The sequence below is a fragment of the Nocardia sp. NPDC051030 genome, from assembly GCF_040683015.1.
GTDB lineage: Bacteria > Actinomycetota > Actinomycetes > Mycobacteriales > Mycobacteriaceae > Nocardia.
This window is the reverse complement of sequence record NZ_JBFBCD010000001.1, coordinates 988,651-1,001,857: the sequence shown is the minus strand read 5'-3', so window position 1 is coordinate 1,001,857 and position 13,207 is coordinate 988,651. Positions and strand designations below refer to the sequence as shown.

The window sequence follows — 13,207 nt, the reverse complement described above, 5'->3', positions numbered from 1 at the left end:
TTCGCCGCCGATGCGCGAGAATCGGCCGAGCGCACAGCGGTAGCGATAGGACTGGAGGCGAACCGATGGTGGCATTGGCGCTGGATATCGGGGCAACGAAATTCGCGGCGGGACTCGTGGATTCGAATGGCCTTGTGCAAGGCGTGCGGCGCATCGCGGTGCCGCGCTCCGGAGTGTGGGAAGCCTGCCGCGAGTTGCTGACGACCGTGGCGGGGGATTCGGATATCACCGCGGTGGGAATCGGTTCGGCCGGACCGGTGGATGTGACGGTCGGATCGGCGGGCCCGCTCAATATCCCGGAATGGGCGCACGGTTTCGCTCTCGTGGAAGCGGTCCGCGAAGTATTTCCCGGCGCGGATATCCGATTCGCCATAGACGGTGTCTGCCTGGCCCTGGCCGAACAGAAATGGGGTGCGGCGCAGGGTGTTTCGAATGCGCTCGCATTGACCGTGTCCTCCGGTATCGGCGGCGGCATCATTGTGGATGGCCGAGTCGTCATGGGCCGCACCGGAAATGCGGGTCATATCGGCCACATTGTCGTTCCGGGAAATGAAGAGCCGTGCGCCTGTGGCGGTTTCGGCTGCGTCGAGGCCGTCGCCTCCGGCCATTCCTCGGTGCGCTGGGCTCGCCGTCAGGGCTGGGAGGGCAGTACCGGCATCGAATTGTCCGAGGCCGCCCAGGCCGGGAACCCCATTGCCCTGGCCGCCTTCGAACGCGCGGGCACTGCCCTCGGTACCGCGATCTCCTCGGCGACCGCCCTGCTGGACACCGACCTGGTGGTGATCGGCGGCGGTTTCGCGCAATCCGGCGAACCGCTCTGGAAGCCGCTGCGTGAGACGGTCGCCGCGCACGCCCGCCTGGAGTTCCTGCGCGAATTGCAGGTGGTGCCGTCCGAGCTCACCGATCAGGCGACCCTCGCGGGTGCGGGTCTGCTGGCCTTGAGATGATGGCCGCATGACGTACACCCTCGTGCTGCTGCGCCACGGCGAGAGCGAATGGAATGCCCTCAATCTGTTCACCGGTTGGGTGGATGTCGAGCTGACGGCCAAGGGTGTCGCCGAGGGCAAGCGTGCCGGTGAATTGCTGGCAGAGCAGGGCATCCTGCCGGATATCGTCTACACCTCGCTGCTGCGCCGCGCGATCAGCACCGCGAACAATGCCCTCGACGCCTGCGATCGGCATTGGATTCCGGTGGTGCGGGATTGGCGTCTGAACGAACGCCACTACGGCGCGTTGCAGGGCAAGAACAAGGCCGAGATCAAGGACGAGTACGGCGACGAGCAGTTCATGTTGTGGCGTCGCAGCTACGACACCCCGCCGCCGCCGATCGCGCCCGGCAGCGAATACAGCCAGGACACCGACCCGCGCTACGCCGGTATCGACGTCCCGCTGACCGAATGCCTCAAGGATGTCGTGGCCCGCATGGTGCCGTACTGGGAGGACACCATCTCCCAGGATGTGCGCACGGGTAAGACGGTTCTGATTGCCGCGCACGGTAATTCGCTGCGTGCGCTGGTGAAGCACCTGGAGGGCATCTCGGACGAGGACATCGCCGGGCTGAACATTCCCACCGGCATTCCGCTCAAGTACGTGCTGGACGAGAACCTGCGTCCCCTCGGCAAGGGCGAATACCTGGACCCGGAGGCCGCTGCCGCCGGTGCCGCCGCCGTCGCCAATCAGGGCGGCAAGAAGTAACCCGAGCTTCTCTTCTGCTCCGAGAACGCGCTGTAGCCCCGATGGTCGGCTACGGCGCGTTTTTCGTTTCCGATTCCTCGCATTCCGTGCGTTCACGGTGCGGTCTGGAAATGCCTTGTGATGGGGATCTCATTACGCCACCGTAGGGTATTTCGAGCCTACCTCGGCGGTATTTGCCGCACGGTTGCCCGTTAAAAAGCAGTATCTGTAACCCGAATTTGCATCTTACTTCTGGGTAGATAAGCTCTGGTCGTTCGACCATTTGCGAGAGGTAGATCACGTTCGATGAAGAACACCCTACGGGCCACAATGGCGCTGGCCGCCGTGGCGCTGCTCGTTCCTTTGACCGGCATCACAGCGGATGCCACGCCCACCCCGATCGGCCCCGACGGCGGCGCGGCAGGCGCGGCCTGGACCGCGAATCAGGATGGCGCTCAGCAATACCCGAATGTCTCCATCGAATGGGACGTGCCCATCACCATGAGTGACGGCACCGTCCTCAAGGGCAATGTCTACCGTCCGGCCGACGCCTCCGGCCGCGCCGTCGATACGCAGACTCCGGCCATCGTGAACATGACGCCCTACACCAAGCTGGTGTCGAACGTCGCCGACTCCGCGTTCGCGATCCCCGGCCTGGGCGACGCACTGGTCAACCTGTTCCAGTCGATCAACCTGACCGGCACCCCCATCTCCGGCTTCGGTGAGCTGCTCAATGCGGCGGGCAACGGCGAACTCCGCAACTTCTCCGTCGACCGCCAGTTGATCAAGTCCGGCTACACGCAGATCGTCGTCGACGTGCGCGGCACCGGATTCTCGCAGGGCGCCTGGGACATGCTGCGCCAGCGCGAGCAGCAGGACACCGTCGAGGTCATCGACTGGGCGTCCAAGCAGCACTGGTCCGACGGCAAGGTCGGCATGACCGGTCTGTCCTACTCGGCCATCAACCAGGTGCAGGCCGCCGAAAAGCAGCCGCCCGCACTGAAGGCCATCTTCCCGGTGGTCCCCGGCAGCGACCTCGTCAATGACGTGCTCGCGCCCGGCGGCGGCTTCGGCTTCAACTTCATCCCGCTGTGGCTCAGCGCCATCAACGGCCTCAAGTGGGTGCCGGATCTGGCCGCCATCGCCCAGGGCAAGTTCGACTTCAAGTGGTTGCAGGATCGCGCCGCCGACCCGTTCACCTACCTGGACGTGCTGATGTCCGCGTACACCAGCACCACCATGGAACAGCTGGACCCGCGCGTGAAGGCCATGCTCAACGACCTCTCGCACGAACGCGAAGGCTGGCTGGGCGATCCGAGCAAGATTCAGGCCAAGACCTTCGTGGTCGGTGGCTGGCACGACCTGTTCACCTACTCGGAATCCAAGATCTACAACGAGATTCCGGCCGCCGCGGGTGACAAGCAGCTGCTCATGGGCAATGGCTACCACATCACCTCGGGTGCCGAGGCCGGTCGCGCCGGACTGCCGCCGCGCCTGGATGTGCTGCAGCGCGCCTGGTTCGACAAGTGGCTCAAGGGCATCGACAACGGCATCGACACCTACGGCCCGGTGACCCTGCGTCAGCAGGGCGGCGGCTGGATCACCCAGAACGGTTTCGGCACTTCGGCTCCCGCCGAGGAGGCCTCGCGCTACCGCCGCATGTACCTGTCCTCGCAGCCCAGCGGCACCTCGAACGGCCTGTACGACGGTTCGCTCACCGGCGATGCCAATGGTGACGACGCCCGCCTGACCGTGGCGCCGGGTCTCACCACGATCTGCTCCAATGATGCCGCGCAGGCCACCGCGGGCTTCCTGTCGCTGATCGACGGCTGCGCCAAGGACTCTCGCATCGCCGAGACCAATGCGCTGACCTTCACCAGCGCCCCGGTCGCCGAGGCCACCACCGTCTCCGGCCCGATCGCGGTGCACCTCAATACCGTTCAGGACGCCACCGACGGGTACTGGACCGTCACCGTCAATGATGTTGCCCCCGATGGCACGTCGACGGTGCTGACCTCGGGTCAGATGATGGCGTCGCTGCGTCAGATCGACGACGCGAACAGCGCCCGCTCGGCCAATGGCGACTACACCGATCCGCGCGCCTTCACCTCGCTCGCCCAGCGCGAGCAGACGGTGCCCGGTGAGGCCACCACCCTCGATATCGCGCTCTCCGGTACCGAGGCCATCCTGCAGCCGGGCCACCGGCTCCGGGTGGACGTCTTCGCGGGCAACTTCCCCAAGGGCCTGCCGATTCTCCCGATGCTCATCGACACCGGATTGAAGCCGCAGCACGTGCAGCTCGACCCGAATCGTCCGAGCTTCGTGAACATCCCGGTGAAGGGAAACACCGGCTGGTGATTCCGCCTTATCGGGACTGAAAGCCCCCGGGTGTGCACAATGGCGTGCACACCCGGGGCTTTCTATTACGGCTTGTTCAGGCCGGATCGGCGACCAGTACGACTTTCCCTGTCACCGTGCGGGATTCGGCGAGTTCGAGGGCACGGCCCGCCTCGCGCAACGGGAACTCCGCCGCGACCTGGGCGCGCAGCTCACCACGGACGGCCAGCTCGAACACCGCGGCCAGATCCTCGGCGAGCTGCGCGCGGAACCTCGCGAGGCGACGCCGCCCGGCCCAGATGTTGTAGAAGTGCGCACTGCGCTTGTTGGGCAGCAGGTTCCACAGCGCCAGCCGCCCGAACAGCTTCAGCACCGGAAGCTTGGAGTCGCCCTCCTCATCCTTGGTGGACGCGCTGCCGTAGGCCATGAGCGTGCCGCCCGGCGCGAGCAGCCCGAACGAATCCACCACGCTCTGTCCGCCGATATGGTCGAAGACCGCGTCCACACCGTCCGGCGCGATGGCCCGAACCTGTTGCGGCACATCACCGCGGTAGTCGACCGGGATCGCGCCGAGCGCGCGCACCGCCTCGGCATTGCGTGCCGACGCCGTGCCGATCACCCGAATACCGGCGGCCCGTGCCAGTTGCACCAGCGTCGACCCGACACCGCCGTTCGCGCCGTGCACCAGAATCGTCTGCCCGGCACGCACTTTCGCGATCCGATGCAGCATCTGCCAGGCGGTGATGCCATTCACCACGAACGTTTCCGCCTGTGCCGCAGACAATCCCGCCGGAACCGGCACCAGATCGGCGGCCTCCACGATCAGATGGCTGGCCCACCCGCCGACCTTCGTGAGCACCGCCACGCGCTGTCCGAGCAGCAGGTCATCGCCCGCGCTGCCGACCGATACGACCTCGCCGACCAGGTCGTAGCCGGGCACGAACGGGAACGGCGGCTGGTCGAAGTACTTGCCGCGCCGCATCTGCTGCTCCGCGAACGAGACCCCGGTGGCCTCGACCCGAACCAATGCCTGGCCCGGCCGCAGGGGCGGCAGCTCACGGTGGGTGACCTGCAATCCGCTGGGCTCGACCCGGCCGGGGAGCACGATTTCGAGGGCGGTGGTGGTGGCTGTAGTCGACATCGGTCGACCTCTCTTCCTGGATCTATTCGCTGATATTCATGTGTGGGTGACTGGTCACTCACCCTTAGTGTGAACAAAATGCCCCGCTAGGGGCGTGGGTCGAAAAGTCAGGCCGGGTGGCGGATGCCCGCGGTGAGGATGGCGGCCCAGCTGCCGGTGTGTTCGTCGAGTCCGAGCGTGGTGATCAGGTGGCACAGCTGGCCCCAGGCCATGAAGTGCTGCACCTGCGCATCCGTTCCGCCCGAACGGGTTTTGGCGTAGTCGGTGACGCGCTGCAAGCCGCGGCGCACCGCATCGGCGATATCGGCGACATCCGTGGCCGACAGTGCATGAACTTGCAGCATGAGCAGGCGATTGTCCGCGATCAGTTCGGCGTACGCGCCGCCCATCTCGTGCAGGATCTGTTCCGGATCGCCGTCCGGCACCCGTGCCGCGCCGGTCGCCAGTGACCGCTCGACCAATTCGAAGCAGCGGTCCAGTGCGCCGACGAACAGTTCCACCTTGCTCGGGAACAGCTTGAACACGTACGCCGAGGAGATACCCGCCGCTGCCGCAACGGTATTGATCGGTGTCCCGTGATACCCGGTCTTGGCGAACTCGGTGATCGCGGCATCGAGGACGGCTTCCCGTCGAACGTCCGATGTGGAGAGGGTGACCCCGCGCTTGCTCATGTGAGTGACTGTACACTCACTCTCTGTTGACCGGCAAGAGGGAGATTGGTGAAACCCCAACCTCCCTCTGCACCAGCCTTATTCGTTATCGGGGATGGCGTGGGTCGCTTCCAAAGGCGGGAACATGGCCCGCGCGTCGTGGCCCCCAAACCACAGGCCGACCACGAATGCCGATGTGGCTTCGAGGTATCGAGCCTGTCGCAGCCCGCCCGCATGGACCGGTCGCAGCTTCAAGTCCTCGGTCAGGGCGGCGACCCGGGCCACGGCGTCGGCATCGTCGCCGCACAACGGGACCAGCAGTGTCCGGCCCTCGAATGCGCGCTGCGCCGATTCCCACACTTCCGCCGCGCACAGATTGAACGCCTTCACCACGTGTGCTCCCGGTGCCGCCGCCGCAATGCGTTCGGCCACAGCGGCTTCGGAGAGGACGAAGCCGCCGCTGTCGGGTGCGAAGGCATTGGTGCAGTCGATGAGGGTGCGCCCGGCAAAGACATCCACCCCGGCCTCGGCGATCACTTCTTCCAGTGCGGAGACAGGCAGGGCCAACAGGGTGGCCTCGCCGAATCGTGCCGCCGCGGGAATGGTCGTGGCCCGAGCCTCATGCCCGATGGCCGCCGCCGTCTCCTCCGCGCGCGCGGAATTCCTTGCCCCGATCACGATTTCGTGTCCGGCTGCCGCCCAGCCGCTACCGAGTGCCCGCGCCATCTGTCCCGCGCCGATGATTCCGATTCGCATGTTCCACTCCTTGTCGTGCTTACGGAGTCGACGGTAGAAATTTCGATAGGCACCCGAAGGTGCGCAATGGCGAAGGGGAAGACATGACGCAGCCCGACTTCCCGCCCTATGGCGACTACGAATCCGACTGTCCCGCCCGCCTGGGCGTGGACCTGTTCGGCAATTCCTGGCTGACGGTGATCGTGTACACGCTGCGTGACGGTCCGATGCGCCCGGTCGACTTGAAGCGAACCATCGGCGGCATCAGTCAGAAGATGCTCACCCAGACCCTGCGCCGCATGGAGCGTATGGGTTTGCTCGAACGTCGCCGGTATGCCGAATCGCCACCCCGGGTGGAGTACGCGCTGACGAGCGCGGGCAAGGATCTGCTGATCCCGATCTTCGCGCTCGGCGTCTGGGCGGATCAGCACGGCGATGCGGTGCGGGACGCCCTCTACCGCGATCCGGAGGACTGAACTGTCCGAATGAAAGCGGTTGCCAGAGAAGCGCTCACGCTTCACTCGGTGACCTACACCCCGAGGGCGGAATATGTGGTCGCGCCATACGACACGCTGTGCGAACAATGCGTGAACGCCCGGCCAACGACCGCCGAAGTGCCTGTGACCTGCGTGAAACTTCCCGCACCCGGGGTCAGACCCCGCGCGGGCGACCGTACGATTCAAAGTGTGAGCGTTCCACAGGCCGTGCTTTTGGCAGTCCTGGCGGCCGTAGTCGGACTGGCCGTCGGTGGATTGCTCCTTCCCTATGTGAATGCCCGGCAGGAACGGCGGCGGGTCGCCGCGGACTCCGGGCTGACCATGTCGCAGGTGCTGGACCTGATCGTGCTGGCCTCGGAGAGCGGCATCGCGGTGGTCGACAAGTATCGCGACGTGGTGCTGGTGAATCCGCGGGCCGAGGAGCTCGGCGTGGTCCATGATCGGCTGCTGGACGAACGCGCCTGGGCCGCGGTCCAGCAGGTGCTGTCCGACGGCCAGGACGTGGATTTCGAGCTCACCGCCAAAATCCCCATGCCCGGGCGTGCCCGGCTCGCTGTCCGAGGTGTTGCTCGCCCGCTGTCGCAGGAGAATCCGAACTTCGTGGTTCTTTTCGCCGACGACGATTCCGAGCAGGCCCGCATGGAGGCCACCCGCCGCGACTTCGTCGCCAATGTGAGCCATGAGCTGAAGACTCCGGTCAGCGCCATGAGCCTATTGGCTGAGGCATTGCTGGAATCGGCCGACGACGCGGATTCGGTGCGGCACTTCGGTGAACGCCTGCACGGCGAGGCCCGCCGCATGGGCAAGATGGTGACCGAGCTGATCGCGCTGTCCCGCCTCCAGGGCGCGGAGAAGCTGCCGGAGTTGGACGCCGTCTCCGTCGACACCGTGGTCACCCAGGCCATCGAGCGTTCCCGCAATGTCGCCGAGGCCGCCGGAATCACGGTGAGCACCGATTCCAATAGCGGCCTCGAGGTGATCGGCGATCAGACCCTGCTGGTGACCGCCCTGTCGAACCTGGTGGAGAACGCCATCGCGTACTCGCCGCGCGGTTCGCAGGTCTCGGTGAGCCGGGCCCTGCGCGGCGGCTATGTGAATATCGCCGTCACCGATCGCGGCATCGGCATCGGCAAGGAAGACCAGGAACGCGTCTTCGAACGATTCTTCCGGGCCGACAAGGCGCGCTCGCGCGCCACCGGCGGTACCGGGCTCGGGCTGGCTATCGTCAAGCATGTAGCCGCCAACCACAATGGTGAGGTCACCCTGTGGAGCAAGCTGGGCACCGGATCCACATTCACCTTGCGGATCCCGTCCCACCCCGCCGACCCGAGCGGCGCGGACAAGAGACTTCCCACCGGCAATCCGGCGGGCAAGAAGGAAAACGGCACGCGCCCCCTCGGGCGGGCCAGAACCAACGGTGTGGAGGCAACCCGATGACGAGTGTGCTGATCGTCGAGGACGAGGAGTCGCTGGCCGATCCGCTCGCGTTCCTCCTTCGCAAGGAGGGGTTCGAGGTCACCGTGGTCGGTGACGGACCGTCCGCGCTGTCCGAGTTCGACCGTTCCGGCGCTGACATCGTCCTGCTCGACCTCATGCTCCCCGGCATGAGCGGCACCGATGTGTGCAAGCAGCTGCGTGCGCGCGGCAGCGTCCCGGTCATCATGGTGACCGCGCGCGACAGCGAGATCGACAAGGTGGTCGGCCTGGAATTGGGCGCGGACGACTACGTCACCAAGCCGTACTCCTCGCGCGAACTCATCGCCCGCATTCGCGCCGTGCTGCGCCGCGGTGTCGGCGACGAACCCGACGCGGGCGGCGAGACCAGCGTGCTGGAGGCGGGCCCGGTCCGCATGGATGTGGACCGCCACACCGTCCAGGTGAACGGCAAGGCGGTGACCCTGCCGCTCAAGGAGTTCGACCTCCTGGAGTACCTGCTGCGCAACTCCGGTCGCGTGCTGACCCGTGGCCAGCTCATCGACCGCGTCTGGGGTGCCGACTACGTCGGTGACACCAAGACCCTGGACGTACACGTCAAGCGCCTGCGCTCCAAGATCGAAGCCGACCCGGCCAAGCCCGAACACCTGGTCACAGTCCGAGGCCTGGGCTACAAGCTCGAGGCTTAACCGCCTCCCCGAGACTTCGGCGCACGGCCTGGGAGCCGTTGTCGATGTCGACGCGTGGCAGCGGTCGGGTGCCGAACCGATGTGGACGAACCCGGTGAGTTACCCGGACCTTACGAAATCAGTTGTCGCGTCAGATAACTGAACGTGCCCGCTTCGGGCTACCGAAGCGGGCACGTTTTGTTCTCTCCCCGACCACTTGCTTGCGCGTCTGTTTAGGCGTTCGGGTCCGACGTCATGCTGTAGACCCAGGCGGTGCCGACCACCGGGAGTTCCTGCTGCTGGAGGTTGATCCAGCCCAGGTCGTCCTGCTGCTTGCAGTCGTACCAGGCCACGTCCGCGCCATTGCCGCGGCAGGCGATGGTCCGGCTGGTGCCGTAGGGGCTGACGATGATGAGCTTGCCGCTGTCCTTGGCGGCGAGCGCGCTGTTGAAATCGGTGTAATTCACGAAATCGGCGGTACGGTCCGAGAACTTGGCCGGATCGGAGGCATCGGCGAGCGCGTGCGGGGCGAGGGTGAGAACAGCACCGACGGCCAGCGCCGCGACGGTGAGGGTTTTCTTGATCATGGGCAGGATGTCTAACACGTTCCGGTGAATCCGCAATAGCCGGAGTGTGTCGCGCACACTTCCGGCTACGCACTCCCGGAGGTCATCGCACAGGTAGGTCCGCGAAACAGCCTTCGGTTCAGGCTGATTCGATCGGCGCGCGAAAGCCAGGAATTCACCTCGCGTACACCTCCGGCCCGTCGCGTGACGCGGCGACGGGCCGGAGATCCGGGGCGCGCGGGTCTAGCCCGCGCTGCCGGTGAGGGATCCGAGCAGCCCGCCCAGGCCCTTGCCCGCACTGCCGGTATCGCCGCCACCCGGAGTGCCCGGGGTGCCAGGGTTCGCCGGGTCGGTGACGGTGAGGACGAGCGATTTGGTGCTGCCGCCCTGCGAGGCCACGATGATGTGCTGCCCCGCGGTCTTGGGCGTCCAGCTGAGATTCGACTTGCCGATCGGCCAGGGCACCTTGCCCGCCGGAGTCAGCCGCTCGTCATTGTCGGTCCAATAGACGAGCAGGCCGATGCCCGCGCCGCTGAGATCGGCGGACAGCGTGTATTCCTTGTTGATCTGCACGGTCGCGCTCGACACGGTGATCGAGTCGACGGTGGCGTTCGCGTTCGGCGCGGCGAAGACCGCGACGGTGGCGGCGGCCGCGACACCCGCGACCCCCGCACCGAACCGGCGGGACATGCTGCTCATGCTCGGGCTCCTGCTACTTGTTGTTCGGGGTGGTGCCGCTGCTGCCGCTGCCGAACGGGCCATTGGGCCCGAAGCCGCTGCCGGAGCTGGAACTGCCGCTACCGATCGCCGCGGCCTGCACATCGACGATGGTCGAGGCGTTGTAGCTGCCCTGCGACACGGTGATGGTGTGCTTGCCGGTCTTGGCGGGCGTCCACGCGATGCTGGAATGCCCGGGCGGCCACGGCACCTTCGGGCTGCCGATGAAGTCCCCGTTATCGCTGAAGTACACGAGCAGTCCGGCGGCCGCGCCGCTGACCGTCACGGAGATCGTGTATTCCTTGTCGACCGTGTAGTTGGAGCCTTCGACCGTGAGGGTGTCGATCGAGGCCATGGCCGAGGGGGCGGTGAGCACGGCGGCGGCCGCGAGCGCGGCGAAACCGGTGAGGCCCGCACCCGCCCGGCGCGCGGTGGTCCGCGAGTGGGTGTTGCGCATTGGTTCTCCTATCAAGCAAGCGTCCGCTTGGTTTCAGTGGGTACGGCGAGTCCCTGGGAAATCTCGCCATACCCGACTCGCACTGCCCGCGAGTCCCTTTCGCAGCCGCTAGCTGCTGCCGAGCAGTCCGCCCAGAATCTTGCCCGCGCTACCGCTACCCGAACCGCTGCTGCCCGACCCGCTGCTACCGCCGCCCGGCGTGGTGGTCGTCGGAGGCGTGGTGGTGGGGTTGGTGGTCGGCGGTGTGGTGGGTGGTGTCGTGGTGGTCGGCGGGGTGGTCCCGTCGGTCACGTTCACGATGATCGTGTTGGTGCTGCTGCCTTGCGAGGCCGTGAGCACGTGCTGCCCAGCGGTTTTCGGGGTCCAGTCGAGGCTGCCCTCACCCGGAGGCCACGGCACCTTGCCTGCGGGAGTGAGGGTTTCGCCGTTATCGCTCCAGTAGACGAGCAGGCCCACCGACGCACCGCTCAGTGCCGCGTGCAGCGTGTACGACCCGCCGACCTTGACGTCGGAACTCGAGATGGTGACCGTGTCGACGGTGGCGCTCGCCGTGGGCGATATGGCGATGGCCACGGCGGTCGCGCTCGCGACGGTCAGTCCGGCGATGCCCGCGCCGATCCGGCGGCCGGCTGTGGTGATACGCATGGGTTCTCCTGTGCTGCGGTATTGCGAGATCAGAGGCCGAACGGCAGCAGGCCGTCGGCGCTGCCCGAGCCGCCACTCGGCTTGGTGGTGATCGGCGGAGTGGTGGTGACGGGCGGGTTGGTGGTCGCGGGAACGGTCGTGGGCGGCGTCGTGGTGACGGGCGGCTCGGTGGTGGTCGGGGGAGCCGTGGTCGGGGGAGCCGTGGTGGTCGGCGGCTCGATCGTCGGCGGGACCGTGGTGGTGGGCGGGGTGGTCCCGTCACTCACATTCACCACGACCGACTTGGTGCTGGAGCCCTGCGAGGCCGTGAGCACGTGCTGCCCAGCGGTTTTCGGGGTCCAGTCGAGGCTGGCGTGCCCGGGCGGCCACGGCACCTTCCCGGCGGGGGAGAGGCTGGTGCCGTTGTCGTTCCAGTAGACGAGCAGGCCGATGGACGCGCCGCTGAGATCGGCGCTGAGGGTGTAGGTGCTGCCGACCTTGTAGTCGGAGCCCGAGACCGCGATCTGGTCCACGGTGGCCTGCGCCGAGGGTGCCGCGAGGACCGCGACGACGCCCGTCGCGGCGGCCAGCCCGGCGATGCCGAGGCCGAGATGGCGCCGCCTGGGCGGGGTGATGCTCATGTGTTCTCCTGTGCTGCGACCCATGAGGGGATGGGTCTGACGCACAGTAAGTGAGCAGCAGTCTGAAATTCTCGAGTTTCAGAAAGTTACCGCGCAGGAAGTTACTAGGGCTTCTTCGCCGCCGGAGCCTTCGTGGCAGCCTTCTGCGAGGTCTTCGCCTGCGCCGCTTCCGCCTCGGCCTTCTCTTGCGCGATCTTGGTCGCGGGATGCACGGCCACGATGCCCAGGCCCTCCCGGCGACGGCAGTGCTGCGCCAGTTCGTCGTAGGCGGGCTGGCCGATCAGTTCGATCAGCTCCGGCGCGTACGCCTGCCACACCGGCCGGGTGCCGACATGCGCGTCCGGCGAGCCGGTGCAGTACCAGTTCAGGTCGAGGCCGCCCGGACCCCAGCCGCGGCGATCGTATTCGGTGATGAAGGTCTTGAGGATCTCCACCCCATCGGGCCGGTCCACCCATTCCTGGGTGCGGCGGATGGGCAGCTGCCAACACACCTCGGGCTTGACGGTGAGCGGTTCCAGACCCTTGCGCAGGGCCATGGAGTGCAGCGCGCAGCCGATGCCGTTCTCGAAGCCGGGCCGGTTCAGGAAGATGCACGCGCCGTCGACGCGCCGGGTGCGCAATGCCGGTTCGTCGTCGAGATCGTCCTCTTCCAGGTACAGCTTCTTGCGGACCTTGCCCTTGTCGTCCACGGCCAGGTCCATGAGCTGCCAGTCCTCGGGTGTGAGCATTTTCACAGCCCGGTTCAGCTTCTTGCCGTCCTCCTCATCGGAGAGGAAAGCGCCGTGCGAGCAGCAGCCGTCGTTCTCGCGGCCGTCGATGATGCCCTGGCAGGCCGGGGTGCCGAACACGCAGGTCCAGCGGGACAAAAGCCAGGTCAGATCGGCCGCGATCAGATGCTCGTCATTAGCTGGATCGACGAACTCGATCCACTCCCGGGGGAAGTCGAGTTCGACTTCGGGAGCCGGGTCGATCTTCGCCGCTGGTCGGAGCCCGGTGGGACTACTCGCGGATGCACCTGCCGTCACACCGCGGAACGCTAACAGCTCAGTCGCCTGGCCATAAGTCG

15 protein-coding genes are annotated in these 13,207 nt (G+C 66.5%); 6 read left to right on the top strand and 9 right to left on the bottom strand.

The window, feature by feature from the left end; genetic code table 11:
- Positions 1 to 65 precede the first annotated feature (65 nt).
- The 3 genes from AB0N05_RS04330 to AB0N05_RS04320 all read left to right on the top strand — a co-directional run bounded on the left by AB0N05_RS04330 (position 66) and on the right by AB0N05_RS04320 (position 4,032).
- Entirely contained in the window at positions 66 to 947 is an 882-nt protein-coding gene (locus AB0N05_RS04330; protein ID WP_364687330.1) for an ROK family protein, read from the top strand.
- A gap of 7 nt (positions 948 to 954) precedes the next feature.
- Entirely contained in the window at positions 955 to 1,695 is a 741-nt protein-coding gene (locus tag AB0N05_RS04325; protein WP_364687328.1) for a phosphoglyceromutase, read from the top strand.
- Positions 1,696 to 1,980: 285 nt separating this feature from the next.
- Positions 1,981 to 4,032 carry a CocE/NonD family hydrolase gene (locus AB0N05_RS04320; RefSeq protein WP_364687326.1) on the top strand — a complete coding sequence of 684 codons (2,052 nt, stop codon included), beginning with the start codon at positions 1,981 to 1,983 and terminating at the stop codon, positions 4,030 to 4,032.
- Positions 4,033 to 4,108: 76 nt separating this feature from the next.
- Here the strand turns inward: AB0N05_RS04320 and AB0N05_RS04315 are convergent, their stop codons facing one another.
- The 3 genes from AB0N05_RS04315 to AB0N05_RS04305 all read right to left on the bottom strand — a co-directional run bounded on the left by AB0N05_RS04315 (position 4,109) and on the right by AB0N05_RS04305 (position 6,558).
- Positions 4,109 to 5,152 carry a medium chain dehydrogenase/reductase family protein gene (locus AB0N05_RS04315; protein ID WP_364687324.1) on the bottom strand — a complete coding sequence of 348 codons (1,044 nt, stop codon included), beginning with the start codon at positions 5,150 to 5,152 and terminating at the stop codon, positions 4,109 to 4,111.
- Between the two features lie 107 nt (positions 5,153 to 5,259).
- Positions 5,260 to 5,823 carry a TetR/AcrR family transcriptional regulator gene (locus AB0N05_RS04310; RefSeq protein WP_364687322.1) on the bottom strand — a complete coding sequence of 188 codons (564 nt, stop codon included), beginning with the start codon at positions 5,821 to 5,823 and terminating at the stop codon, positions 5,260 to 5,262.
- 78 nt (positions 5,824 to 5,901) lie between these two features.
- The gene (locus AB0N05_RS04305) at positions 5,902 to 6,558 is read right to left on the bottom strand and encodes an NAD(P)-binding domain-containing protein (RefSeq protein WP_364687320.1); all 657 of its coding nucleotides are present in this window, start codon (positions 6,556 to 6,558) and stop codon (positions 5,902 to 5,904) included.
- Positions 6,559 to 6,641: 83 nt separating this feature from the next.
- Here AB0N05_RS04305 and AB0N05_RS04300 point away from each other — a divergent pair, with 83 nt between their 5' ends.
- From AB0N05_RS04300 to AB0N05_RS04290, 3 genes are all read left to right on the top strand, one after another.
- Complete coding sequence (locus tag AB0N05_RS04300) at positions 6,642 to 7,013, top strand: helix-turn-helix domain-containing protein (RefSeq protein ID WP_364687318.1); 372 nt, start codon at positions 6,642 to 6,644, stop codon at positions 7,011 to 7,013.
- A 210-nt stretch (positions 7,014 to 7,223) separates the two neighbouring features.
- A complete protein-coding gene (locus AB0N05_RS04295; protein ID WP_364687316.1) occupies positions 7,224 to 8,471 on the top strand; it encodes an ATP-binding protein in 1,248 nt (415 codons plus the stop codon).
- Positions 8,468 to 9,157 carry a response regulator transcription factor gene (locus AB0N05_RS04290; RefSeq protein ID WP_364687314.1) on the top strand — a complete coding sequence of 230 codons (690 nt, stop codon included), beginning with the start codon at positions 8,468 to 8,470 and terminating at the stop codon, positions 9,155 to 9,157. The genes AB0N05_RS04295 and AB0N05_RS04290 overlap by 4 nt, the downstream gene beginning before the upstream one ends.
- 212 nt (positions 9,158 to 9,369) lie before the next feature.
- Here AB0N05_RS04290 and AB0N05_RS04285 read toward each other — a convergent pair whose 3' ends face one another.
- The 6 genes from AB0N05_RS04285 to AB0N05_RS04260 form a co-directional block, all read right to left on the bottom strand.
- Positions 9,370 to 9,723: a hypothetical protein gene (locus AB0N05_RS04285; RefSeq protein ID WP_364687312.1), complete on the bottom strand. Its 354-nt coding sequence runs from the start codon at positions 9,721 to 9,723 to the stop codon at positions 9,370 to 9,372.
- Between the two features lie 222 nt (positions 9,724 to 9,945).
- Complete coding sequence (locus AB0N05_RS04280) at positions 9,946 to 10,401, bottom strand: hypothetical protein (RefSeq protein ID WP_364687310.1); 456 nt, start codon at positions 10,399 to 10,401, stop codon at positions 9,946 to 9,948.
- A gap of 13 nt (positions 10,402 to 10,414) precedes the next feature.
- Positions 10,415 to 10,876 carry a hypothetical protein gene (locus AB0N05_RS04275; RefSeq protein ID WP_364687308.1) on the bottom strand — a complete coding sequence of 154 codons (462 nt, stop codon included), beginning with the start codon at positions 10,874 to 10,876 and terminating at the stop codon, positions 10,415 to 10,417.
- Positions 10,877 to 10,984: 108 nt separating this feature from the next.
- Complete coding sequence (locus AB0N05_RS04270) at positions 10,985 to 11,521, bottom strand: hypothetical protein (protein WP_364687306.1); 537 nt, start codon at positions 11,519 to 11,521, stop codon at positions 10,985 to 10,987.
- A gap of 29 nt (positions 11,522 to 11,550) precedes the next feature.
- Positions 11,551 to 12,141 carry a hypothetical protein gene (locus AB0N05_RS04265; RefSeq protein WP_364687304.1) on the bottom strand — a complete coding sequence of 197 codons (591 nt, stop codon included), beginning with the start codon at positions 12,139 to 12,141 and terminating at the stop codon, positions 11,551 to 11,553.
- A 104-nt stretch (positions 12,142 to 12,245) separates the two neighbouring features.
- Positions 12,246 to 13,112: a hypothetical protein gene (locus AB0N05_RS04260; RefSeq protein WP_364687486.1), complete on the bottom strand. Its 867-nt coding sequence runs from the start codon at positions 13,110 to 13,112 to the stop codon at positions 12,246 to 12,248.
- Between the last annotated feature and the right edge of the window lie 95 nt (positions 13,113 to 13,207).

What these genes read in the sequence shown, in the direction of transcription:
- AB0N05_RS04330 (WP_364687330.1), top strand. Translation starts at nt 66, where the DNA reads ATGGTGGCATTGGCGCTGGATATCGGGGCAACGAAATTCGCGGCGGGA.
- AB0N05_RS04325 (WP_364687328.1), top strand. Translation starts at nt 955, where the DNA reads ATGACGTACACCCTCGTGCTGCTGCGCCACGGCGAGAGCGAATGGAAT.
- AB0N05_RS04320 (WP_364687326.1), top strand. Translation starts at nt 1,981, where the DNA reads ATGAAGAACACCCTACGGGCCACAATGGCGCTGGCCGCCGTGGCGCTG.
- AB0N05_RS04315 (WP_364687324.1), bottom strand. Translation starts at nt 5,152, where the DNA reads ATGTCGACTACAGCCACCACCACCGCCCTCGAAATCGTGCTCCCCGGC.
- AB0N05_RS04310 (WP_364687322.1), bottom strand. Translation starts at nt 5,823, where the DNA reads ATGAGCAAGCGCGGGGTCACCCTCTCCACATCGGACGTTCGACGGGAA.
- AB0N05_RS04305 (WP_364687320.1), bottom strand. Translation starts at nt 6,558, where the DNA reads ATGCGAATCGGAATCATCGGCGCGGGACAGATGGCGCGGGCACTCGGT.
- AB0N05_RS04300 (WP_364687318.1), top strand. Translation starts at nt 6,642, where the DNA reads ATGACGCAGCCCGACTTCCCGCCCTATGGCGACTACGAATCCGACTGT.
- AB0N05_RS04290 (WP_364687314.1), top strand. Translation starts at nt 8,468, where the DNA reads ATGACGAGTGTGCTGATCGTCGAGGACGAGGAGTCGCTGGCCGATCCG.
- AB0N05_RS04285 (WP_364687312.1), bottom strand. Translation starts at nt 9,723, where the DNA reads ATGATCAAGAAAACCCTCACCGTCGCGGCGCTGGCCGTCGGTGCTGTT.
- AB0N05_RS04280 (WP_364687310.1), bottom strand. Translation starts at nt 10,401, where the DNA reads ATGAGCAGCATGTCCCGCCGGTTCGGTGCGGGGGTCGCGGGTGTCGCG.
- AB0N05_RS04275 (WP_364687308.1), bottom strand. Translation starts at nt 10,876, where the DNA reads ATGCGCAACACCCACTCGCGGACCACCGCGCGCCGGGCGGGTGCGGGC.
- AB0N05_RS04270 (WP_364687306.1), bottom strand. Translation starts at nt 11,521, where the DNA reads ATGCGTATCACCACAGCCGGCCGCCGGATCGGCGCGGGCATCGCCGGA.
- AB0N05_RS04265 (WP_364687304.1), bottom strand. Translation starts at nt 12,141, where the DNA reads ATGAGCATCACCCCGCCCAGGCGGCGCCATCTCGGCCTCGGCATCGCC.